The organism is Granulicella sp. S156, assembly GCF_009766105.1.
Lineage (GTDB): Bacteria > Acidobacteriota > Terriglobia > Terriglobales > Acidobacteriaceae > Granulicella.
In genome coordinates this window covers 24,784-46,593 of the sequence record NZ_LMUH01000026.1, presented here as the reverse complement: position 1 = coordinate 46,593, position 21,810 = coordinate 24,784, and the positions used below count along the sequence as shown (strand labels likewise).

At 59.9% G+C, this 21,810-nt stretch carries 22 protein-coding genes; 21 read left to right on the top strand and 1 reads right to left on the bottom strand.

Annotated features, from left to right (window positions below):
- Positions 1-57 precede the first annotated feature (57 nt).
- Together GSQ91_RS21800 and GSQ91_RS21795 are read left to right on the top strand one after the other, a co-directional pair.
- Positions 58-969 (top strand): DMT family transporter, encoded by a 912-nt coding sequence (locus GSQ91_RS21800; protein WP_158824543.1) that lies wholly within the window; start codon positions 58-60, stop codon positions 967-969.
- 86 nt (positions 970-1,055) lie between these two features.
- Positions 1,056-1,568 (top strand): DUF3761 domain-containing protein, encoded by a 513-nt coding sequence (locus tag GSQ91_RS21795; RefSeq protein ID WP_158823886.1) that lies wholly within the window; start codon positions 1,056-1,058, stop codon positions 1,566-1,568.
- An 88-nt stretch (positions 1,569-1,656) separates the two neighbouring features.
- Here the strand turns inward: GSQ91_RS21795 and GSQ91_RS21790 are convergent, their stop codons facing one another.
- Positions 1,657-2,928 (bottom strand): threonine synthase, encoded by a 1,272-nt coding sequence (locus GSQ91_RS21790; protein WP_158823885.1) that lies wholly within the window; start codon positions 2,926-2,928, stop codon positions 1,657-1,659.
- Positions 2,929-2,992: 64 nt separating this feature from the next.
- Between GSQ91_RS21790 and GSQ91_RS21785 the strand changes: the two genes are divergently transcribed.
- The 19 genes from GSQ91_RS21785 to GSQ91_RS21695 all read left to right on the top strand — a co-directional run bounded on the left by GSQ91_RS21785 (position 2,993) and on the right by GSQ91_RS21695 (position 21,732).
- Complete coding sequence (locus GSQ91_RS21785) at positions 2,993-3,964, top strand: Cof-type HAD-IIB family hydrolase (RefSeq protein WP_158823884.1); 972 nt, start codon at positions 2,993-2,995, stop codon at positions 3,962-3,964.
- 7 nt (positions 3,965-3,971) lie between these two features.
- A complete protein-coding gene (locus tag GSQ91_RS21780; RefSeq protein ID WP_254064814.1) occupies positions 3,972-4,673 on the top strand; it encodes a lytic transglycosylase domain-containing protein in 702 nt (233 codons plus the stop codon).
- Positions 4,674-4,693: 20 nt separating this feature from the next.
- Complete coding sequence (locus tag GSQ91_RS21775) at positions 4,694-5,743, top strand: lysylphosphatidylglycerol synthase transmembrane domain-containing protein (RefSeq protein ID WP_158823883.1); 1,050 nt, start codon at positions 4,694-4,696, stop codon at positions 5,741-5,743.
- Positions 5,744-5,814: 71 nt separating this feature from the next.
- Positions 5,815-6,300 (top strand): transcriptional regulator NrdR, encoded by a 486-nt coding sequence (gene nrdR / locus GSQ91_RS21770; RefSeq protein ID WP_158823882.1) that lies wholly within the window; start codon positions 5,815-5,817, stop codon positions 6,298-6,300.
- Positions 6,301-6,358: 58 nt separating this feature from the next.
- A complete protein-coding gene (locus tag GSQ91_RS21765; protein WP_158823881.1) occupies positions 6,359-7,384 on the top strand; it encodes an isocitrate/isopropylmalate dehydrogenase family protein in 1,026 nt (341 codons plus the stop codon).
- A gap of 247 nt (positions 7,385-7,631) precedes the next feature.
- Positions 7,632-8,399: a carboxypeptidase regulatory-like domain-containing protein gene (locus GSQ91_RS21760; RefSeq protein WP_158823880.1), complete on the top strand. Its 768-nt coding sequence runs from the start codon at positions 7,632-7,634 to the stop codon at positions 8,397-8,399.
- Between the two features lie 50 nt (positions 8,400-8,449).
- Positions 8,450-8,764, top strand: coding sequence for a hypothetical protein (locus GSQ91_RS21755; RefSeq protein WP_158823879.1), 315 nt, complete (start codon positions 8,450-8,452; stop codon positions 8,762-8,764).
- A gap of 10 nt (positions 8,765-8,774) precedes the next feature.
- Positions 8,775-9,290, top strand: a complete 516-nt coding sequence (locus GSQ91_RS21750; protein WP_158823878.1) for a GNAT family N-acetyltransferase — start codon at positions 8,775-8,777, stop codon at positions 9,288-9,290.
- Positions 9,291-9,379: 89 nt separating this feature from the next.
- Positions 9,380-10,513, top strand: a complete 1,134-nt coding sequence (asd, locus tag GSQ91_RS21745; RefSeq protein WP_158823877.1) for an aspartate-semialdehyde dehydrogenase — start codon at positions 9,380-9,382, stop codon at positions 10,511-10,513.
- On the top strand, positions 10,510-11,943 hold the full coding sequence (gene lysC / locus GSQ91_RS21740) for a lysine-sensitive aspartokinase 3 (protein ID WP_158823876.1): 1,434 nt from the start codon (positions 10,510-10,512) through the stop codon (positions 11,941-11,943). Before asd ends, lysC begins: the two co-directional genes overlap by 4 nt.
- 39 nt (positions 11,944-11,982) lie before the next feature.
- Positions 11,983-12,672: a 4-hydroxy-tetrahydrodipicolinate reductase gene (locus GSQ91_RS21735; protein WP_158823875.1), complete on the top strand. Its 690-nt coding sequence runs from the start codon at positions 11,983-11,985 to the stop codon at positions 12,670-12,672.
- Between the two features lie 156 nt (positions 12,673-12,828).
- Positions 12,829-14,094, top strand: a complete 1,266-nt coding sequence (locus tag GSQ91_RS21730; protein ID WP_158823874.1) for an aminopeptidase — start codon at positions 12,829-12,831, stop codon at positions 14,092-14,094.
- 32 nt (positions 14,095-14,126) lie between these two features.
- Positions 14,127-14,603: a hypothetical protein gene (locus GSQ91_RS21725; RefSeq protein ID WP_158823873.1), complete on the top strand. Its 477-nt coding sequence runs from the start codon at positions 14,127-14,129 to the stop codon at positions 14,601-14,603.
- A gap of 142 nt (positions 14,604-14,745) precedes the next feature.
- A complete protein-coding gene (locus tag GSQ91_RS21720; RefSeq protein WP_158823872.1) occupies positions 14,746-15,387 on the top strand; it encodes a TMEM175 family protein in 642 nt (213 codons plus the stop codon).
- A gap of 17 nt (positions 15,388-15,404) precedes the next feature.
- Entirely contained in the window at positions 15,405-16,913 is a 1,509-nt protein-coding gene (locus GSQ91_RS21715; protein ID WP_158823871.1) for a sulfatase/phosphatase domain-containing protein, read from the top strand.
- A 106-nt stretch (positions 16,914-17,019) separates the two neighbouring features.
- The gene (dapA, locus tag GSQ91_RS21710; RefSeq protein WP_158823870.1) at positions 17,020-17,934 is read left to right on the top strand and encodes a 4-hydroxy-tetrahydrodipicolinate synthase; all 915 of its coding nucleotides are present in this window, start codon (positions 17,020-17,022) and stop codon (positions 17,932-17,934) included.
- Between the two features lie 111 nt (positions 17,935-18,045).
- Positions 18,046-18,927 carry a 2,3,4,5-tetrahydropyridine-2,6-dicarboxylate N-succinyltransferase gene (locus tag GSQ91_RS21705; RefSeq protein WP_158823869.1) on the top strand — a complete coding sequence of 294 codons (882 nt, stop codon included), beginning with the start codon at positions 18,046-18,048 and terminating at the stop codon, positions 18,925-18,927.
- 458 nt (positions 18,928-19,385) lie between these two features.
- Positions 19,386-20,456 (top strand): serine hydrolase, encoded by a 1,071-nt coding sequence (locus tag GSQ91_RS21700; RefSeq protein WP_158823868.1) that lies wholly within the window; start codon positions 19,386-19,388, stop codon positions 20,454-20,456.
- Between the two features lie 154 nt (positions 20,457-20,610).
- Complete coding sequence (locus GSQ91_RS21695) at positions 20,611-21,732, top strand: M23 family metallopeptidase (protein WP_158823867.1); 1,122 nt, start codon at positions 20,611-20,613, stop codon at positions 21,730-21,732.
- The last annotated feature ends 78 nt before the right edge of the window (positions 21,733-21,810 follow it).

Sequence of the window (21,810 nt, the reverse complement as noted above, 5' to 3'; positions counted from 1 at the left end):
AAACAGTCGAATTCTCGCTGTTTCCTGTTTGCTGTTTCCTGCTCTATGCGAAAGTAGATTGTGTCCTCCGTTCCCAACCGCACTCTTGGTTTCGTAGCCTGTGCCCTTGCGGGCACACTGTGGGGCTGCGGGTTCTTTTTCGGCAAGATCGCTCTTGCCGAGATGAACGTGGGCTCGATGGTGCTCTATCGCTTCCTGTTTGCCACACTCGGCATGCTGCCGTTGCTGCTTACGCATCGCCCCGGCCTCAATGCCTCCGAGTGGCGCACGCTGCTGTTCTGCACGTTTCTCGGGGTGCCGGTGCAGTTCCTGGTGCAGTTTCGCGGACTCTCGCTAACCACCGTTTCGCATGCCTCTCTGATGGTCGGGACCATGCCAGTGATCCTTGCGGTCGGCGCCACACTCTTTACCCACGAACGCCTGCACAAGCTGGGATGGATAGCGCTCGTCGTCTCAACCGCAGGCGCTGCGTTGATCGCGCTGGGAGGCCACCACAGCTCTGCCAGCGGTGGCCCTTCGTTGACGGGCGATCTGCTCGTCGTTGCCTCACTGGCAATCGCACTCTTCTGGATTCTGCTCAACAAGAGCCTGGTAGAGCGGCATAGCCCCATTATGGTCACAGCCTATGGTCTCGCTTTGGGGACTGCCATGCTGGCCTGCTATGTCCCTGCGGCGTACGGTCTGCCTCCTGTACATGGCATCTCGCTGAAAGCCTGGGCCGCGTTGGCCGCCAGCGGCATCCTCTGCACAGCCACGACGACGCTGCTCTGGAACTGGGGCATGACGCAGGTTCCGGCGTCGCAGGCCGGCGTCCTGCTCAATATGGAGCCCCTGATGGGATCCCTGCTTGGAGTCTTCGTACTGCATGAGCATCTGGGGCCCTCCGCTTTTGTAGGCGGAGCGATGATCGTCGGCGCGGCCGTTACCCTGACGACGATCGCACCGGCACCCGGGATTGAGCCGCTCTGAACTATTTACACATAAGCAGCAAGGTCTTTGCTACTATGCTGCGGTACCGCTGCACCCTCAAAACTCGTTGTTTATGGAGACCCCTCATGTTGAAACTGAGATTTGCTCTTCCCGCCCTCGCCGCTGCTCTCTTCTGCTGTCACTCGTCCTTCGCTCAGGCCCCGGCTGGCGCACCTGCCGGTTCTACCGGTCAGTGCAAAGACGGAACCTACTCGACAGCCGCAGCGAAGACCGGCGCCTGCCGTGGACATAAGGGCGTGCAGCAGTGGTACTCAGCCTCTGCCGCTACGCCTGCCGCCAAGACCGCTCCCGCGGCTACAACGGCTCCAGCCCCTGCACCCGCTCCCAAATCGACAACGGCTATGACTGCCGCACCAGCTGCTCCAGCGGCTCCTAAGCCTGCCAAGACCACCCCTACGCCCTCGGCGACAGCCGCTCCCGGCGGAGGCCCCGGCCAGGTATGGGTCAATACCTCGACCAAGGTCTATCACTGCCCCACCGACCGCTACTACGGCAAGACAAAGGCCGGCAAATATATGTCCGAAGCCGATGCCAAGGCTGCCGGATATAAAGCCGATGCCGGCAAGGCCTGCAACTAATTCACGCTTCCCATGAAAACAAAACGGCCCCTGTTTGGGGCCGTTTTCACGTGATATTGAACCGTCAGAGAACAAGCCACGAACCGATTTATACGGGGGTAATAATCCCACCTACTGGCAGTGATGTGGGCAGCGATCCTGGGCGGCGCAGGTGCATCGCCTCCGCTACGACGTCGGTGTACTTCAGACCTGCGCCTGTGTTGAACAGAACGACGCGTTCGCCGGGCTTGATCTCGCCGTTGTCCAACAGCGTGTCGTATGCCGCTGTCGCTGCCGCGCCTTCGGGCGAGAGAAACAGGCCTTCATGCCTCGCCCAGTCGAGAATCGATGCGAGGATCGTCGCATCGTCCGAGGCCACAACGCTTCCCCCCGACTCGCGCACGATGTCGAGAATGATGCTGTCGCCATAGGGCTTGGGCACACGCAGACCGGCGGCGAAGGTCTCAGCGTTGGCGAAGAACTCGCTGGCACTCTTGCCCTCGTCGTAGGCCTTGGCTACCGGAGCGCAGCCTGCGGCCTGTAGGGCATACATGCGTGGCCTTTTACCCCCGCTTTTCGATAGATCGACCCAGCCGAGCTGCTCCATCTCCTCAAACGCCTTCCACATGCCGATCAGGCCGACCCCTCCACCCGTGGGATAGAACACTGCATCGGGGTACTCCCAGCCAAGCTGCTCGACGAGTTCATAGCCCATCGTCTTCTTGCCTTCGACGCGGAAGGGCTCCTTGAGCGTCGAGATGTCGAACCACACATCCTCTGTTGCGACACCGCCTTCGCGCTGGCGTTTGATCTCTTCGCCGACCATGCGCGCGCAGTCGGAGATTAAGCCATCGACCATCGTCACATCCGCGCCGTAGAGTATGCCTTCGAGATAGTTCGCCAAGGGCACATCCTGGGGCATGAAGATATGCGCGGCAATCTGTCCCGCAGCCGCATAGGCCGCGAGCGCTCCTGCCGCATTGCCCGCAGAAGGCACAGCGAGATGCCGCAAACCATAGTGCTTCGCCATGGTCACAGCCATGGCAAGGCCACGGGCCTTGAAGGTCCCGGTGGGATTGGCGCCCTCTTCCTTCAGAAAAAGCCCTGGGTAGCGGCGGCTCTGAATCATGGGCGTCCAGCCTTCGCCGAGTGTCACCGGCGTAGCGTCCGGCAGAACATCCGCATAGCGCCACATGCCCAGGCTCGCCGGCGAGGCGGCGGCCAGCTCCGCTATGTGTTCGCGGCGAGCCGTCTTCTTCAACGCTTCCATGTCGTAGCGAACATAGAGCGACCCGGCATCTATCGGGCAAAGGGTCTGGGGGATATCGGCAGGCAACCGGTGGTGACAGCGGGCGCACTCGAGATAAGCGATAGCAGGCATCCTTACGATGCTAACGGATACCCGCGCCTCACTCGATAAGCGAACTGCTCTAATCTATAAGAGGATGATCCAGCCCCACTCAAACGCTCTCTCGACGCCAATACTTATCGCCATCGACATGGACGGAACCCTGCTCGACTCCGAGGGTCATGTGAGCGAGCGCAATCGCGCCGCGCTGCGCAGCGCCGAAGAGGCAGGCATCGAAGTCGTTATCGCCACCGGACGACGGCACTCCTTTGCCATGCGCGTGCTGCGTGACTTGAAGCTGCGGCATACAAACGCCCTGGTCAGCTCCAACGGCACGGTCATACGAACCATCGGCTCGGAGCTGCTGCACCGCAGCCACATGCCGCTGGAGACGGCTCGCTGGCTCTGCCAGCATGTGGCAGAGTTCCGCAGCACGCTGGTACTCACCTTCGACACCGTGGGAGACGATGGCGAAGATACCCGCGGGGCGCTCGTCGTCGAAGACCCCGAGGAGCTGTACTCCAACATTGAGCGCTGGATGCAGAGCAACGAGGCGTATATCGCGCACGTTCCGTCCCTCGAAGACGCTCTCGACGGCGATCCGCCTATCCAGATGATGCTGTGCGGTCCGGTCGACCGCATGCACCAGGCCGAGGCGCTGCTCATGGAACATCCGCTCATCACGCCCGTCGGGGCCACCGCCCGCCACGACGCCGAGATCGCGCTGCACCGTACCGAGTACCCGGGCCGCGATCTCTGCATCCTCGATATCCTGCCCGCAGGCTGTTCGAAGGCCTCGGCGCTGGAGCGTTTGGCCGAGCTGCGAGGGATTTCCCTGCAGCAGGTGCTCGCCATCGGCGACAACTGGAACGACCTGCCGATGCTCGAGATTGCCGGGCAGTCCGTACTCATGTCGAACGCTCCTGAAGCTCTGAAAGAGCTTGCCGGGGAACGAGGTTGGACGATTGGGCACTCAAATGACGAAGATGGCGTTGCCGTCGCCATCGAAACAGCCCTAAATATTGTTTCCGCCCCTGGTGCTACCGAAAAGCCCGTAATGGTAGTCTGAAAACTCAGTGCCCCGCCGTTTTCCAAGCCGCCTCTGCGTCGCCATTGCGAGCTTTGCCGTCATGGGTTGCTCTGCCGCGCATGCGTTCGAGCACGTCACGCTCCGCAACGGCTTCTCCCTCGACTGCATTCGCCATGAGGCAATCGGTGACCGTATCCGGCTCTATACAGGCGATACCAACTATCAGGAGTTAGCATCGGCAGAGATCGCCAGCATCGAGATGATGCCCGATCCGCCGAAACCTCCTCCGGTGCCAGCCGCCCCCCTCCAGATACACACCATCCCCACGGCAGCCGAGATGCATGAGCTACTGGCCCAAGCTGGCGCGGCCCATGACATCGACGTCGAACTGCTGGCCAGCGTCATCAAAGCCGAGAGCAATTTTCGTGTCGACGCCATCTCGCGAGCCGGGGCTCGCGGACTGATGCAGTTGATGCCCTCCACCGCACACGACCTCGGAGTACAGGACGTTACACGGGCCGACCAGAATATCGCCGGTGGTACAGCCTATCTGGATTCCCTGCTGAAGCTCTACAAAGACAATCTGGCGCTGGCGCTGGCTGCCTATAACGCTGGACCGGCGGCGGTCGCGAAGTATCACGGAATTCCGCCCTATCGCGAGACCCGCGCCTACGTCTCGCGTGTGATGAACGAGTTCTATCGCCGCAAGACCGCACTCGCAAACACTACAAACGTCGCCTCGCGTTGAGACTCCTGTAGCCTTACCGTATGCCATCGACCCAGCGTAAAAGCCTGTGGCTCATCGTCGCGCTTGCAGCCATCGGCATTGCCTGGCTGCTGCACAGCCGCATCTCGTTCGACTGGGGTGCGCTGGGGCGTCAACTGCGCTCAGTCTCCATTGGGCATGTGCTGGTGGGCGTGGCGCTGCTCTACTTCGGATACTGGCTGCGCGCGTGGCGATGGGCCGTCCTCCTGACGCCGGTACGCCGCGTCCGCCCGATTGAACTGCTGGGGCCGCAACTCATCGGATTTACGGCCGTCATGCTCATCGGCAGAATCGCCGATCTGGCCCGCCCCTACCTGATCGCCCGCCGTCTGGGCATGCCAGTGGCCACGCAGCTTGCCGTTTATTCCGTGGAGCGCGCCTTCGACCTCGGCGCAGCAGCGATCCTCTTCTCCCTGACGCTCGCCGCCGCGCCCCATAATTTACCGCATCATGCGCTTTATGTTCGCGCAGGGGCGGTCTCTCTCGCCCTTACGCTCGCTATTGTCGTGTTCGCCGTCTCGCTACGCTTTGCAGGAGCGACGGTCGCAGGCGTCGTCCGCCGCCTGCTGACACCACTATCTGCCAGCTTTGCGGGCCGTATCGACGAACGCATCCACGACTTCTGCGAGGGGCTCCATACCCTCTCCACGCTGCGGGAGTTCTTCACAGCCTTCGCGATCTCGATGCTGATGTGGCTCTGCATTGCGCTTGGCTATATGCAGTCGGCACACTCATTCACCACGGAGCCGACCCTGGCGCATTTCAGCTTTACGGCGACGATGCTGGTAGTTGCCGCGAGTCTAAGCGGCTCGCTCCTGCAGCTTCCCGTGCTGGGCTGGTTTACGCAAATTGGCGTCGTCGCAACGGCACTACATGGCTTCTTCAATGTTCCATGGGAGACCGCGACGGCCTGTGCCACAGTGATGTTCTTCGTCCTCAACCTCGACATCCTTCCCGCAGGGCTGATTGCCGCACGACTGCAGGGCATAACGTTGCGGCAGGCCGTCAACGAAAGCGGAAGGGCTGAGGATGCTTCGCTCGGTGAAGCTTAGAACCCCTGTTATTACTAGTTTTTCGACGTAGTCCTGAGATCTGGGCGAACACTGATAAAATCCGGTTTGACATGAAATGTCCGTATTGCGCCTTCACTCAGGACAAGGTCATCGACTCACGCGAGAGCAAAGACGCCAACTCCATCCGGCGTCGGCGGGAATGCGAACGATGCAATAAGCGCTTCACTACCTATGAGCGCCTCGATGAGATTCCGTACATGGTCGTCAAAAAAGACGGCCGCCGCGAGAACTTCGACCGCCAGAAAGTCCTCTCCGGGCTCCTGCACTCCTGCCAGAAACGAAAGGTCTCCGTCTCGCAGATGCAGGAGATCGTAGATGCCGTTGAGGCCTTCGTGGTCGACTCGCCCGAGCGCGAGCGCACTACTGCGTCTGTCGGCGAGCTCATTATGGCGCGGCTGAAGGACATCGACACGGTCGCCTATATCCGTTTTGCCAGCGTCTATCGCGATTTCAAGGACGTTCGCGAGTTCAAACAGGAGCTCGAAGACCTGCTCGGCGGCAAAGACCCGAAGTCCAAACGGTCCGCCCTGCGGTAGCCGTCAAGGCCGCCTAGTAAAATAACTAAAGAACCTTTTTGAAATAAAGGAAGAACGTTTGCCCTCCTCCACCCGCACGCACAAGATCACACTTATCCCCGGCGACGGAATCGGCCCGGAAGTCACTGCAGCCACCGTCAACATTCTCGAGACCGCAGGCAAGCAGACCGGCTGCACCTTCGACTGGCACAGCTACGATGCCGGCGCCGATGCCTACGCCAAGACCGACGAGTACATCCCCAAGGCGCTTTACAAGTCGATCGAGGAAAACCGCGTTGCCCTCAAAGGGCCGGTCACAACGCCAATCGGCGGTGGCTTCTCGTCGATCAACGTTACGCTGCGCAAGAAGTTCGACCTCTACGCGAACTTCCGCCCGGTTAAGAGCCTTCCCGGCCTGAAGTCCAACTATCCGAACATCGACCTCGTGATCTTTCGCGAGAACACCGAAGACCTGTACGCCGGCCTCGAGGTCATGATCAACCCCGACATCGCGCAATCGATGAAGATCATTACGCGCAAGGGTTCGACCCGCATCGCGAAGTCGGCGTTCGATTATGCGAAGAAGCATGGCCGCAAGAAGGTGCATGCCATTCACAAGGCCAACATCATGAAGCTCTCCGACGGCCTCTTCATCAAGTGCTGCAAGGAAGTCTCCGAGGGCTACCCCGACGTCACGTACGCCGAGCACATCGTCGACAACACCTGCATGCAGCTGGTGCTGAACCCTTACCAGTACGACATCATCCTGACTGAGAATCTCTACGGCGACATTCTCTCCGACCTCTGCTCGGCCTTTGTTGGCGGACTGGGGTTGGTGCCCGGAGCGAACCTCGGTGCTGAATGCGCGATCTTCGAGGCTGTTCACGGTTCCGCGCCGGACATCGCCGGACAGGACAAGGCTAATCCCACGGCGCTCCTGCAATCTGCTGTGCTAATGCTGCACCATATCGACGAGGCGGAGACCGCGGATAAGATTCAAGCTGCGCTGGAAAAGGTCTACGCCGCCGGCGAGACGCTGACACGCGACGTTGGCGGTAAGGCCGGAACAAGGGCTTTTGGCGAGGCTATTATCGCCGCGTTGTAGGGTGTTTTTGTTCTTGCTCTTCTGGTTTGTCATTCCGAGCGGAGCGAGTGAACCTGCTTTCTCCCGCTTTTTGCTAATGTCAGCCCAAACGTTACATGCAGGCGCAAACATACGTTTCCAGTTTTAACCACATGTTTTCTGGGTAATACGAACGAAGAACGGGAGGAAGCAGGTTCACTCGCTCCGCTCGGAATGACAAACCAGAAAAATAAAGGCAAAAGCACCAGCCTCACCCCAAAGGACTACCGTGACTCTTCGCTCGACTTCGCTCCTTCTCCTCACCGCCCTCGCAATCACCGGATGCAAGCACGAAGCTGCTCCGAAAAATGTCGAGACTGTGCAGTCGAGCCCGGGACCCACGGTCGACCCAGCTACCGCGGGCTCCATCACGGGCGTTGTCCACTTCGAGGGCAAGGCCCCCGCACGCGTCCCCATCGATATGTCGATGGACCCGGCCTGCGCCTTCTCTAAAGACCCCAATCTCAGCGAGCAGTTCGTCGTTACCGGCGGCAAGCTGGGCAATGTGTTCGTCTATGTGAAGTCGGGCATTGCGCCTTCGCAGGCACCCGCGGGCACCCCGGCTGTAGTGCTCGACCAGAAGGGCTGCCGCTACCTCCCGCATGTCGTGGCCGTGCAGCAGGGCGGATCGGTTGAGTTCCGCAACTCCGACCCCACGATGCATAACATCCACACCATGCCGTCCACGGTCGGCAATGAAGGCGTCGACATCTCGCAAGCCCCAATGGGCCAGCCACAGACGCACCAGTTCAAGTCGCCGGAAACGATGCTGCCCGTCCGCTGCAACAATCACCCCTGGATGAACGCCTTCGTCAACGTCGCGCCCAACCCGTACTTCGCTGTCAGCGGTACGGACGGTAGCTTTACGATCCAGGGCCTGCCGCCGGGCAACTACACGCTGGCAGCGGTGCACGAGAAGCTTGGGGAACAAGATATTCAGATAACTGTCGCTCCCAAGGCAACCGCCAGTGCCAGCTTTGCCTTCACACCTAAGTAACATCTGGCCGCAACAAAAAAGTTAAACTGCGGCGCCGGAGCCGAACCGCCATGAACCTTCATGTTTTGCTGGTGACTCACACGCTGCCCCTGTGGTTTCTCGTGCTGTCGCTCTTTCTGCCCCGCATCTGCATCCTGGTTGCCTGGCTGCAGCACAGTGTGCCGGTATATATCCCAACCAGCGTTAATTTGATTCAGGTCATCGTCGCCCTGCTGATCCCACGCATCCTGATCCTCTTCTGGATCTACCAGGACCAGGGCATAGGTCTCTGGTTCCTGATCCATGCCATTGCGATTGTTGTCGCATGGGGCGGGGGCGGAAGCCGTGTGATAAGCCGTCGCCGCGTCAGAGTGATCGAGGACTGAACCTAGAGCTATGGGAAATCCCGTTCGGGTGCGCGCTGCGACACCGGAAGATGCTTCTGCCATTGCTGCCATCTACGCTCCCCACGTGCTGCGTGGAACCGCGTCGTTCGAAGTAGAGGCACCGGATGCGGAAGAGATTCTTCGGCGCAGAGCCGCCATCCTGGAGCTAGGCCTTCCCTACCTTGTCGCGGAGATCGACGGAGAGATCGCCGGTTATGCCTACGCCAGCCGTTTTCGTCCGCGTGCGGCCTATCGCTTTACGGCTGAGAATTCGGTCTACGTGGCAGAGCGCTTTCAGCGGCACGGCGTGGCACGCCTGCTGATGCAACGGTTGATGGAGTTATGTACGGATGCGGGCATACGGGAGCTGATTGCAGTGATCGCAGATCCTTCGCTCAGCCTCCCTTCGGTAACCCTGCATCGTTCGCTCGGCTTTCATGAGGTCGGGGTACTCCGTGGGGTGGGCGAGAAGTTCGGTAGAGCGCTGGATGTCCTGATGATGCAGAGATCCCTGACTTCTCTGTAAATTGGATCTGGACCCCTGTTGACCCGATCTCTTTTACCGATTGCGAGGAAGGCATAGCGCCGAGCGAATTCACGCGTTATTCTTGATAGATGGAACGGCGTAACGTAGGCATTCTGGGCGCGACCGGAGCGGTCGGCCAGCGATTTATTCAGCTTCTTGCAAACCACCCCTGGTTCAACATTACCTGGCTTGCGGCCAGTGACCGCAGCGCGGGCAAGACCTATGCCGAGGCCTGCGCCTGGCGTCTCGACACCCCGCTGCCCAAGCACATCGCAGAGATGGTGCTCGAACCCAACACGCCCGAAGGCTCCTCGGTCACACTGCCGCGCATTATCTTTTCGTCTGTGGACGCCCCCATCGCGCGCGAGCTTGAGCCAAGGTTCGCCGCCGCCGGCTGCGCCGTCATCTCGAACTCCTCGGCCTTTCGCATGGCCCCCGACGTCCCTCTCGTAGTGCCGGAGGTCAACGTCGACCACTTCGACGTGATCGAGGCCCAGGCTACGCGCAAGACCTCAGGCGGCTTCCTCGTCACCAATCCCAACTGCTGTGCGATTGGGCTGGTTCTTCCGCTCGCTCCGCTGCACCAGCGCTTCGGCATTGAAAAGCTCTTCGTCTCGACCATGCAGGCTGTCAGCGGTGCTGGCTATCCCGGCGTGCCGTCGCTCGATATCCTCGGCAACGTCATCCCCTTCATCAAGAGTGAAGAGGAGAAGCTGCAGGAGGAGATCGGCAAACTGCTCGGCCTGACCGACGGCCGCGGTTTTCAGCCGCTCGAGGCGCCCGTCTCCGCAATGTGCAACCGCGTCCCCGTGCTCGAAGGCCACACCGAGTGCGTGAGCGTGAAGCTCCGCAAGCCCGCGACCCGCGAGGAAGTTCTCGCCGCTTGGGCGGAGTTCCAGCCGCTGAGCGGCAAGGGCCACGAGGGCCTGCACCTGCCCTCCGCTCCGCTGAGCCCGGTGGAGTACGCCCCCGAGGATACCCGTCCGCAGCCACGCCTCGACCTAATGCGCGGCAATGGAATGGCCACGACCGTAGGACGCCTGCGTCCCTGCAATCTCTTCGACTGGAAGTTCACCCTGCTCTCGCACAACACGATTCGCGGCGCAGCCGGTGCTGCCCTGTTGAACGCAGAGATTCTCGCTGTGCTCGGCAAGTTCGACTTCCGCGCGTTCCCCGCGATTAGGCAGCCGGCACACGCTGCAGAAGCGCTGGTGACAGCATGAGCACACCCCGCAGCAACGTTGTCGTGATGAAGTTTGGCGGAACATCGGTGGAGGACGCTACGGCGATCCTGCGCACGGTGGGCATCGTTACAGGACGCCTGCGCAAAGGTCTCAACCCCGTCGTTGTAGTCTCGGCCATGTCCAAGGTCACCGATGCCCTGCTCGCCTGCGCTGCCGCCGCACATGCGGGCCGGGGCGATCGCGAGCCTGCGCTCGACATCTCTTCGCGGCTGCGCGTGCGTCACATCGAAACTGCCGCCCGCCTCTCCAGCGGCGAACGCCTCACCACGCTGCATCGCTCCATCGACGAGCACTTCGACTCGCTCGATGAGTTGCTGCGCGGCATCGCCGCTGTAGGCGAACTCACGGTACGCACGTCCGACCTTATCGTCAGCTTCGGCGAGCGGCTCTCCAGCCTGATCATCGCTGCCGCCTTCGCCGAACAGGGTACCGAGAGTGCCCACGTCGATGCTCGCGGTATCATCCGCACCGACAGCCACTATGGCAAGGCCGCTCCCGACGAAACTGAGATCGAGCGTGCACTCGCCACCAAGGTGCTGCCACTCGTTCAAGCCGGTGTCATCCCTGTAATGGGAGGTTTCATCGGTTCATCGCCTAACGGCGAGACCACGACACTCGGTCGCGGCGGCTCGGACTATACCGCGGCTCTGGTCGGCGGCGGACTGCACGCCGGAGCCATCGAGATCTGGACCGACGTGAACGGCATCATGACCACCGACCCGCGCATCTGCCCCGACGCTCTGCGCGTGAAGACCATCAGCTTTGAAGAAGCCGCCGAACTCGCCTACTTCGGAGCAAAAGTTCTGCATCCTGCAACGATCCTGCCCGCCGTGCAGAAGAACATCCCAGTTTGGGTGCTCAACAGCCGCAATCCGGAGAACGAAGGCACCAAGATCACGGCGACTCCACAGTCCTGCGCGAGTCCCTTCAAGTCCATCGCCGCGAAGAAGAAGCTGACCATCATCGACATTGTGGCCAGCCGCATGCTGCTGGCACACGGCTTCCTCAAGTCCGTCTTCGATGTCTTCGACAAACACAAGTGCGCCATCGATATGGTCTCCACCTCCGAGGTCTCGATCTCGGTCACGGTGGACTCCAAGGAAGCGCTTCCTGCGATCTGCGAAGAGCTGGGCCGTATCGCCGACGTCAAATATGAGAGCAACAAGGCACTGATCTGCCTGGTAGGCGAAGACATTCGCGGTCACTCCGGCATTGCAGCACAGGTGTTCGGGGCGATCTCGCATGTCAACATCCGCATGATCTCGCAGGGCGCCAGCGAGATCAACATGAGCTTCATGATCAACGAAGAAGATGTCGATGAGGCCATTCGCTCGCTGCACAATAAATTCTTCGCCGCACCCGATGCGAGTATCTTCGATGTTGAGGCGCGAGCTACACTCGCACGTTGAGGCACGGGCTGCCCACAAACGCCCAGGAGTTTCTGAACCATGCGCATTCTTGTACTCGGAGTCGGCAAGACCGGCAAACTCGTCGCAGAGGTCGCGGCCGAACGCGGTCATAGCGTTCACGTTCTCGATGCAAAAGAGAACAAAGACGCCGCCGCGCTGACGGCACCGTTCGTCGCCGGCTTCGACATCATCATCGACTTCACGACCCCCGATGCCGTCGTCTCCAACATGCGCGCGTGCCTTGCGAACGGCGCGAAGATGGTCATCGGCACGACCGGCTGGTACGACAAGCTGAATGACATGAAGTTGCTCGCCGAGCGCCGCGGCGCTGCCCTGCTCTATGGCACCAACTTCTCCATCGGCGTGCAGATCATGCTCGAGCTCTCGAAGAAGATGGCCGCATCGCTCCAGGATGCGGGTTACAGCTTTGCCATCTCCGAGACACACCACGAGAGCAAACTGGATTCGCCCAGTGGCACCGCTCTTACCCTGCGCAAAGCTGTGCTGGAGACGATTGGCTCCGATAAGGAAGTGCCGATTCATGCCACCCGTACCGGTGAGGTCGCGGGTATTCATACCTTAGAAGCCACTGGCTCAGGCGACCGGCTGCTCCTCACGCATGAGTCCAAATCCCGCCGCCCATTTGCCGAAGGGGCCGTACGTGCTGCCGAGTGGCTCGCCTCGCACACTGGCGTTTACGACGTCCGCGAGGTCTTCGATAAGCTGTAGTGGTGTTGTTACTTCGCGTAACCACCTTGCTTTTGCTTGTTTTTCGTCGTCATCCTGAGCCGTAGGCGAAGGCCCCCCGCATTCGTGGCAGCACCAATTCGGGGGGTCCTTCCCCAGTCTTTAGCACGTCCTCCACCTCCGCGATAAACTTGCAGCATGTCTTCGCTGCCTTCCGACGTCTTCGCTGCCCTCCCCTTTGAACAGAAGCTTGACCGCCTCGCCGAAGTCGCCGTGCGCATCGGCCTCGACCTGCGCGAGGGCCAGGAACTTGTTCTGACCGCGCCCACCGACGCACTACCGCTGGTCCGCCTCATCACCGCCCACGCCTATAAGGCCGGTGCGAAGCTCGTAACCACCTTCTACAGCGACGACGCCACCACTCTCGCACGCTACCAGCACGCGCCTGACGCCAGCTTCGACTACGCGCCGGAGTGGCTGCAAGCCGCCATAGCCACCGCCTTTAAGAGCGGTGCAGCTCGTATGGCCATCACTGGAGCCAATCCCGCGCTGCTCGCGCAACAAGACCCCGCCAAAGTCTCGCGCGCCAACATAGCGGCATCCAAGGCCTCCAAGCCTGCGATGGAGCTCATCACACGCCACGAGATCAACTGGACCATCGTTGCCGCGGCCACGCCTGCATGGGCCGCACTGGTCTTCCCTAACGACCCGCCGGAGCTCGCCCTCGGCAGGCTATGGGACGCCATCTTCGCCACGTCTCGCATCACCTCCGCCGACCCCGTCGCCCAATGGAAAGAGCACGGTGCCAATCTAAAAAAACGCGTCGACCTGCTCAATGCCAAGCGCTTCCACTCATTGCGCTTCTACACCCCCGACGGAGCAACCGACCTCACTGTCGGGCTTGCCGACCAGCACCTCTGGGCAGGAGGCGGCACTACGGCGGGGAACGGCGTCTACTGCCAGCCCAACATCCCCACCGAAGAGTGCTTCACCACGCCACATAAAGACCGCGTCAACGGCGTCGTCACAGCTTCCAAGCCGCTCTCGCACCAGGGCACGTTAATCGAAAACATCCGCTGCACCTTCAAGGACGGCAAGATCGTCGAAGCCACCGCAACCAAGGGCCAGGAAGCGATCAACAAGCTCATCTCCACCGACGACGGCGCACGCCGCCTCGGCGAAGTGGCGCTCGTCCCCCATAACTCCCCCATCGCACAGTCGGGCATTCTATTTTGGAATACGCTCTTCGACGAGAACGCCGCCAGCCATATCGCACTCGGCCAGGCCTACTCCACCTGCCTGATCGGCGGCGAGAAGATGTCCAACGAAGAACTCTCCGCCCTCGGCGCGAACGAGAGCCTGATTCACGTGGACTGGATGATCGGAGGCCCGACGATGAATGTCGACGGTCTGAGTGCCGATGGCTCGGCTGAACCGCTTATACGTGCAGGGGATTGGGTGTAGAGTCACAATACATCCACCAAGAGGTGAGACCTTTGACCGACGATCGCCGTGTACGTCCTCGGCTGGCAACGGTTATCTGCATCTATGAGGGTGCCAGCGTCCTATTGGGAGTCGTCTCGTACTGTATCCTCACCTATTCCCACCGCATTCATCCTTCCGTTGCCGATTACTCTACCCCGCTGCTGCAGTCTGTTGTCATATGGCTAAGGTATGTCCTTGCGCTGGCTGCGGCAATCGCGCTCTGGCAGATGCGTCGAGCCGCGTTTTACCTGCTGGCGGGCCGCGTTGCTATCGCTCTCGTTCTGTTTCTCGTCTCCCTGCTGCCTTCAACACCCCCTACTCCCGCGCATAGTGAGTACATGATGAGCACGACCGTAGTGGGTGGAATGATACATATCGTCAGTGCTGCCTTTCTGATCCTCCACGCCTGCATTGCCTGGTACGTTTACAACATCACGTCACCCAAAGCCCTATCCCCACATGTACCGGAATCAAACACACTCACCTAAAACATGCGCTAGAGCATTTTGGCTTTACTGGTTACACCGAAAAATTACAAAGGTGGTTTTCTAGGTGAAAACCACGCAAACGGCTTCGGTCCCTGTAAACGACCAAGCCGAAAATACTTTATTCTGTTTTCGTTCATAAACCATGCAGGCCACCTTCTCTCCAGCCCGGCTCGAAGCCTTCTCCGACGGCGTCATCGCTGTCATCATCACGATCATGGTGCTCGACCTGAAAGTGCCTGCGCACAGCGGCCTTGCATCCTTTCGACCAGTCATCTCTACCTTGCTGGTCTATGCGCTCTCCTTCGCGTACATCGGCGTCTACTGGGTCAATCACCACACCCTCATCGGCCGGCTCAACCGCTCCAACAACCGCATCCTCTGGACTAATCTCTTCTGGCTCTTCGCACTCTCGTTGATCCCCTTTTTCACGGATTACATCAACGTGCACTTCGACTCTTTCTCTGTAACCATCTACTGCATCTGCATGCTCGCCGCTGGAATAACTTTTCTCCTGCTCCGCTACACCGTGGACTGCCAGCTCGAGCGCGAAGGGCGCCGCACCAAGCTCGACATAGCGACCCAGGTCAAGCATTGGGGATCGCTCACCATCTACGCCGGCTGCGTTCCGATCGCCCACTATGCTCCGCATGTCGCACTCTACGTCAGTGCGATCGTCACGCTTATCTGGGTCGTCCCCACAATCGGCATCTTCGGGGGTTCGTATGGCGGCGAAGACGCGCACCATGAACTCGCACCTCCTGCACACGATATTCAATCCCACTAGCTATAAAATCCATCCTCATGACAAATATTGAGCAGCAGAATGTCGTCGGAACAGCAGAAAAAGAATCGCCGAATGGAACTACGCGGCGAGATTTTTTACAGGGCTCCTTGGCCGTTGCGGGCACAGTACTGACGGCAACAGTCGTCTCTCCAATAGCTTCGGCTGAAGCTAAGCCCAAGCGGCCCAACCTGGTCTTCTTTTTCGGCGAAGGCCAGCGTGCGGATGCGCTTTCCATCGCGGGGCATCCGATCCTCAAGACACCGAATCATGATCGCATCGGCCGCGAGGGTGTTCGTTTTCGGAATGCCTTCTGTACCAACGCTCTCTGCGCACCGGCACGCGCCGTGGCGCTCACCGGCATGTACTCTCGCTCTACAGGAGCGCTATCGAATGAGCATCCGAACGTGCCTCTGCCCTCCGATATTCCCCTCTTCACCGATCTCCTCCGAGAGGCCGGCTACGAGGTCGCCATCCTGGGCAAAGTGCATGTGCGCAACGGCGTCGAAGAGCGCTACTGGGATTACTACTTCGGCCACAATAATCCGGCGAACGACTACGCCAATCCTCTCTTCAAAGAGGGCCGCAAAGGCAAGATCGAACCGGAGAAGCGTTACCACAACATCTATCCAGACGACCTAACCGTGGACCGCGCGCTGGCATGGCTGGAAGAGGATCGCGGCGACAAGCCTTTCTGCCTGTTGGTCTGGTTTGTTGCCCCCCACGAACCGTTCTTTCGGCCGCGCCGGCATCTCGATTTGTACAACGGCGTGCCCATTCCAAAACCGGCGACCTTCGATGATGACCTGAAGGGTTATCCAGGAAAGCCGAAGAGTTTTGTAGAGGGTGAAAACAAGATCGGCACAACCTCTTCGCATGTCGCCTGCGGGTCGCTGGAGGGAATGGCGAAGAACTACTACGCCGGATTGGTAGCCGTGGATGACAATATCGGTCGCGTACTGGACTACCTGGAAAAGAAGAACATCCTGGACGACACCGCCATCGTCCACGGCTCCGACCACGGATATTTCCTGGGCGAGTGGCGTCTCTTCGACAAGCGCCTGATGCATGAACCCTCGATCCGCGTGCCCCTGATGGTGCGCTATCCGAAACGCATTCCCGCCGGAACAGTTCGCGATGAGATGGTTCTGGACACCGACCTTGCGCCAACCTTTCTCGATCTTGCAGGTGTCTCGATTCCCGCGCATATGCAGGGAAAGAGCGTCCTGCCGCTGGCGACGCACGCAAATCCTAATTTCCGGAAAGAGTGGCTCTACGAGTACTACGAATATCCCAATCCCGAGAATGTGGCCGTGCATCGCGGCATCCGCACCGAACGCTACAAGCTGATCCACTACTACAAAGATGAGCCGGAAGCATTCGAACTCTACGATCTTAAAACCGATCCCCAGGAGACGCAGAATCTCTTCGGTAAACCTGAACATACGAACCTGCAACAGCATCTTCGCGACCGTTTGCGGGAGCTACAGGCAGCAGTTCCCGAGCGACGGGATGCAACGCCTGCCTAGTGAGTGCGCCTACAGGTAACTCCGCAGGTTTCTTTAGGAAAATCGACGCATATTGCCTCTTTGTATAGAGCAGAAAGGGGCGAACTGCTCTAAACTACCCTTCGGAATGAATTTGCAAGGTTGCGGCACCGCACTCGTTACTCCTTTTCGCCCCGATGGTTCAGTCGATGAAACCGCGCTGCACGCGCACGTCAACTGGCAGATCATCAACGGCGTCTCTCTGCTCGTCCCCGCGGGCACCACCGGCGAAGCCTCCACACTCACCGAACAGGAGTGGCTGCGCGTCGTCGAAATCACAGTCGCCGCAGCGGCAGGCCGAGTTCCTGTGTTTGCCGGATCGACGCACAACGCGACTCATCAGGCCGTCGCCAACGCTAAGAAGCTGGCAAACATCAGCGGCCTTACCGGCATCCTGACGGCGAACCCCTACTACAACCGCCCCGGACAAGAAGGCCAGTACCAGCACTTCCGTGCCATCGCCCACGCGGTCGACCTCCCGATCCTGCTCTACAACATCCCTGGCCGCACCGGTGCGAACCTTGAGCCGGCCACCGTCCTGCGCCTTGCGGAGATTCCCAACATCGTCGGCATCAAGGAATCCAGCGGCAACATGGTGCAGATTACCGAGTTGATTACCCAGGCGCCGCGCGCCTTCAAGGTCTTCGCCGGTGACGACGCGCTGGCCCTGCCCATCCTCGCGATCGGCGGCGCGGGCCTCATCTCGGTGGCGTCCAACGCGATTCCACAGCAGATGGCGCAGATGGTCAGCAGCGCACTGAGCGACAACTGGATCGCCGCACGACGCATCAACCGCCACTACTTCCACCTGATGCAGGCCCACTTCATCGAACCGAGTCCTGCCCCAATCAAGGCCGTGCTCGCACTGCTGGGACGCGGGAACGAACAGCTTCGCCTGCCAATGATTCCCGTGACGGCAAAGACCCGCCACACGCTGGAGATGATCCTCGGCGAGCTAGGCCTGCTGCGCGACAATCCGCACGAAAACCTGCGCGTCTTTTGATCTACCAGGCTTTTCAGGGAGCTTGCGGTGCGTTTCTACCTTGCGGCGCTGCCTCCCTGAGGATGCGGTGCCGGAATCCACTGCCGCATCCTCAGTACAATCTCAATATCCATGACCCCTGCTATCTCTCTTGAACAAACCATAGAAAAGTTCTTTACCGAAGGCCCCTCGGCCGTCGGCAACAAGAACGCCCTCAGAGCCTTCCACCAACTCCGCGACGGGCTTGAAGCCGGCACCCTCCGCTCCGCCGAGCCAGACGCCGCGCAGCCCACGGGCTGGCGTGTGAACGCCTGGGTTAAGCGCGGCATCCTGCTCGGTTTTCGCCTCGGCGCTCTGAAGGACATGTCCATCAGCTCCAACGACCACGCCGCCCTGTCGCCTCGACAGATATCGTTCATCGATAAGGAGACCTATCCCGCCCGAATCTTTGCCGTGGACGACGGTGTGCGTATCGTGCCCGGCGGCAGTTCCGTCCGCTCCGGAGCGCATCTCGCCAAGGGCGTCGTAATGATGCCACCGGCCTACGTCAATGTCGGCGCCTTCGTCGACGAGGGCACCATGATCGACTCGCACGCGCTCGTTGGCTCCTGCGCGCAGATCGGCAAACGCGTGCATCTTTCGGCATCGGCACAGATTGGTGGCGTGCTTGAGCCCGTAAACGCTTCGCCGGTCATCATCGAAGACGACGCCCTCATCGGTGGCAACACCGGCGTCTACGAAGGCACCATCGTGCGCTCGCGGGCGGTACTCGCTGCGGGAGTCATTCTCACCCGCGGTACTCCGGTCTATGACCTACCCAACAACACAATCCTCAAAGCTACCGCCGACACCCCTCTCATCATTCCCTCAGGAGCAGTCGTCGTCGCCGGTTCACGGGCTATCCAGAGCGGCCCCGGCAAAGAGCTTGGGCTGAGCGTCTATACCCCGATCATCGTGAAGTACCGCGACGAGAAGACGGATCTATCCACGGCACTGGAAGACCTGCTGCGGTAACGCAGATCGGCACAGGTGATCGACAGGAACAAGATCGTCTAGAAACCCAGGAAACAGCGTGCCCTGGCTGCGCGGCCTTCACCTTGGATGTAAGCCATAAAACGACGATGTCCTCGCGCTTGCGAGGACATCGTCGCATCCATCAGTGTTGGAAACGCAACGAGTTTCGATGTAGCAGCCTCATGCACCCTTCCAAATGACGAGATCCGCGTTTCCCAGGACCTATCTGGTGCTAACGACAATCACCGGAATCGCTAAACATCGCAGAAATTGTCTTGACGACTCTCCTCTCAACACAGGAGGACTTCGGTGGACCCGGGGGAATGCTCGAGCTTCCTTTCCCAGTGAACGAATCGGCAGCCAGCTGGAACAAACCTCGCACCAGCGCGTATATAGATTGACTGCCAATACAAGACAAAGGGGCTTCATCCAAAGTGGCTTATCGCAGGTACGTCCGTATGCTTTTCTTTCTGGTGTTGGCTGCAGCGGTAGTCGCTCCTGACCTTCATGTATTGGCTCAGACGCCAACAGACGATCGCAGGCAGGTCATCCCGGCATTATTGCATCGCGAGCACGTCGCGAGTGTCTCCTTTGCGAAGATCGCCGGAGCGAAGACAGTGCTCGCAGAGGCATATGGTGAGCAAGGTCCGGGCGTTGCGGTGAGCACAGCAACGCTCTACAACATCGCCTCGATGTCGAAGCCGATCTCTGCTGAGGTCATCCTGCGCCTTGCCTCCGCAGGCAGGCTTTCGCTGGATGAGCCTATGTATAAGTACTGGGACGACCCCGACGTGGCTACAGATCCCAGGGCAAAGATGCTCACTCCTCGACTGGCCCTGGACCACCAAACCGGGTTCGCGAACTGGCGGCGTGAAACCGGCGGTAAGCTGGCGTTCACACGAGCGCCCGGAACAGGTTTCGGCTATTCCGGCGAGGGATACCAGTATGTCGCGCGGTTCGCGGAGAAGAAGACGGGCAAGCCCTTCGAGAGCCTGGCGCAGGATCTCATCTTCGATCCATCCGGCATGACGCGCACATCCTACACGCAGCGGCCATGGATGGAAGGCAATATCGCACAACCGACTGACAAAGATGGGCAGTGGCTGAAGCCGCAGGTGGCCACGCAGTTTGTTGCTGCCGACTTGGTTTACACAAATCCCACGCAGTACGCAAGCTTCGTAGAGAGCCTGATGCGCGGTGCGGGAGAGACCGCGGCGATTCGAAAGCTGCGGGAGAGTGTGCTGACGGACCGGAAGGCGGATCTGTGCGTCGGGAAACTGGCCAAGGCGTGCCCCGATGAGGTTGGCTTCGGACCGGGATGGGAGGTCGTGAAAACACACGGGAAAACATTCCTCATGCACACCGGCATCGACGAGGGGGTGTTCACGCTTGGCTACTTCGATCCAGGATCTCGTGCCGGTGTAATCATCTTCACCAACAGTTCCAATGGGCCGCGGGTGATCCTGCCGATCCTAAAGCTGCTGGACGCCGATCCTGACTTCATCGCCTACCTTGAGGCGCAGGTCTAGCTAAGACGAAATTATGCTCGGGTCTGGACTAGACCTCGGTATGGAAACTACGTCGCGAGACAGACAAGTTGAAAGAGAAATAGGAGCAACATTGCGAAACGAACGGGAGCGTGGGATCTCTGCGGTAGGTTGTGCCTTGCTTATGTGCCTGTGTATGGCCGCGACTGTGGCTGTAGGGCAGCAATTCAGTGCACCTGTTGAAGCCCGTGTGCCGATGGCGCCGACGTCCGTCCTAGGCAGCGATGGGCGGATGCACCTGGCGTACGAGATGCACCTGACGAATTTCTACGCTTCGAATGGCCCCCTGCACATGAGTGAGCTCAGCGTCTTTCCGCAAGCTTCCTCGATCCCCTTGGCCACCTACAGAGGAAAGGAATTGGCTGAAATAGCGAAGCCTCGCCCAGAGGAGACTGCAGACGGGGTCACGCTTCCGGCAGGCGCCCGCACGGTGTTGTTTCTTTGGATCACCTTGCCTGCCGGCATGGCTCCCCCTACTGGCTTATGGCATCGCATGAGTTTTCAGGATGCCAAGGGCATACAACGCACGCTACAAGGTGCTGCCGTTACGCTTCCCCGGAAGCCTGCCATCGTGATCGCACCGCCTCTGCGCGGCGGGCGCAACTGGCTAGTGAGTGAAGGTCCTGGCAATGCACATTCGCATCACTGGGGAAGCCTGCTGGCGTTGAATGGGGTTGTGACGATCCCACAGCGCTATGCTATCGATTTTGTGGGTATCAACGCTCGGGGCCACGCGCTGGAAGTATTACCAGAGCAGCTTCGTGACTCTGCGAATGCTGACTGGTTCGGCTATGACGCCGACGTTTTGGCAGTCGCCGACGGTGTTGTGCGCGATGCACGGGACGGTCAGGCAGACGGTCGACCGCTTTCCCCCCATCCAGAGGGGAACGACTTGACCGCACGTGGACTCTATGGCAACTTCGTCGTGCTGGAGATTGCGCCTGGTGTGTTTGCGCACTACGCGCATCTACGTCCCGGCAGCGTGCGCGTCCGCGCGGGGCTGCACGTGCATCGCGGAGAGGTGCTCGCTCAGCTTGGAGACAGCGGCAATTCCGCCGTGCCGCACCTACACTTTCACCTCAGCGACAAACCTGCCTTCGAGGAGTCGGAGGGGCTGCCTTTCCGCTTCGCTCGCTTCACAAACGAGGGCGATGCGGGAGAACAAGTGGTGCTGTCGACTTCCGCAGTGTGGACGCCGCATCCTATCAAACGCCAGGATGCCTTGCCCCTGGACGGCACCGTCATCGCATTCCCTTAGAGGTTCTACTGTGAACTTGGGGTTCTCGCTTTGTGTGCGAATGATGATCGGCAATGACAAGTCGGCTTCTCGGTAGTA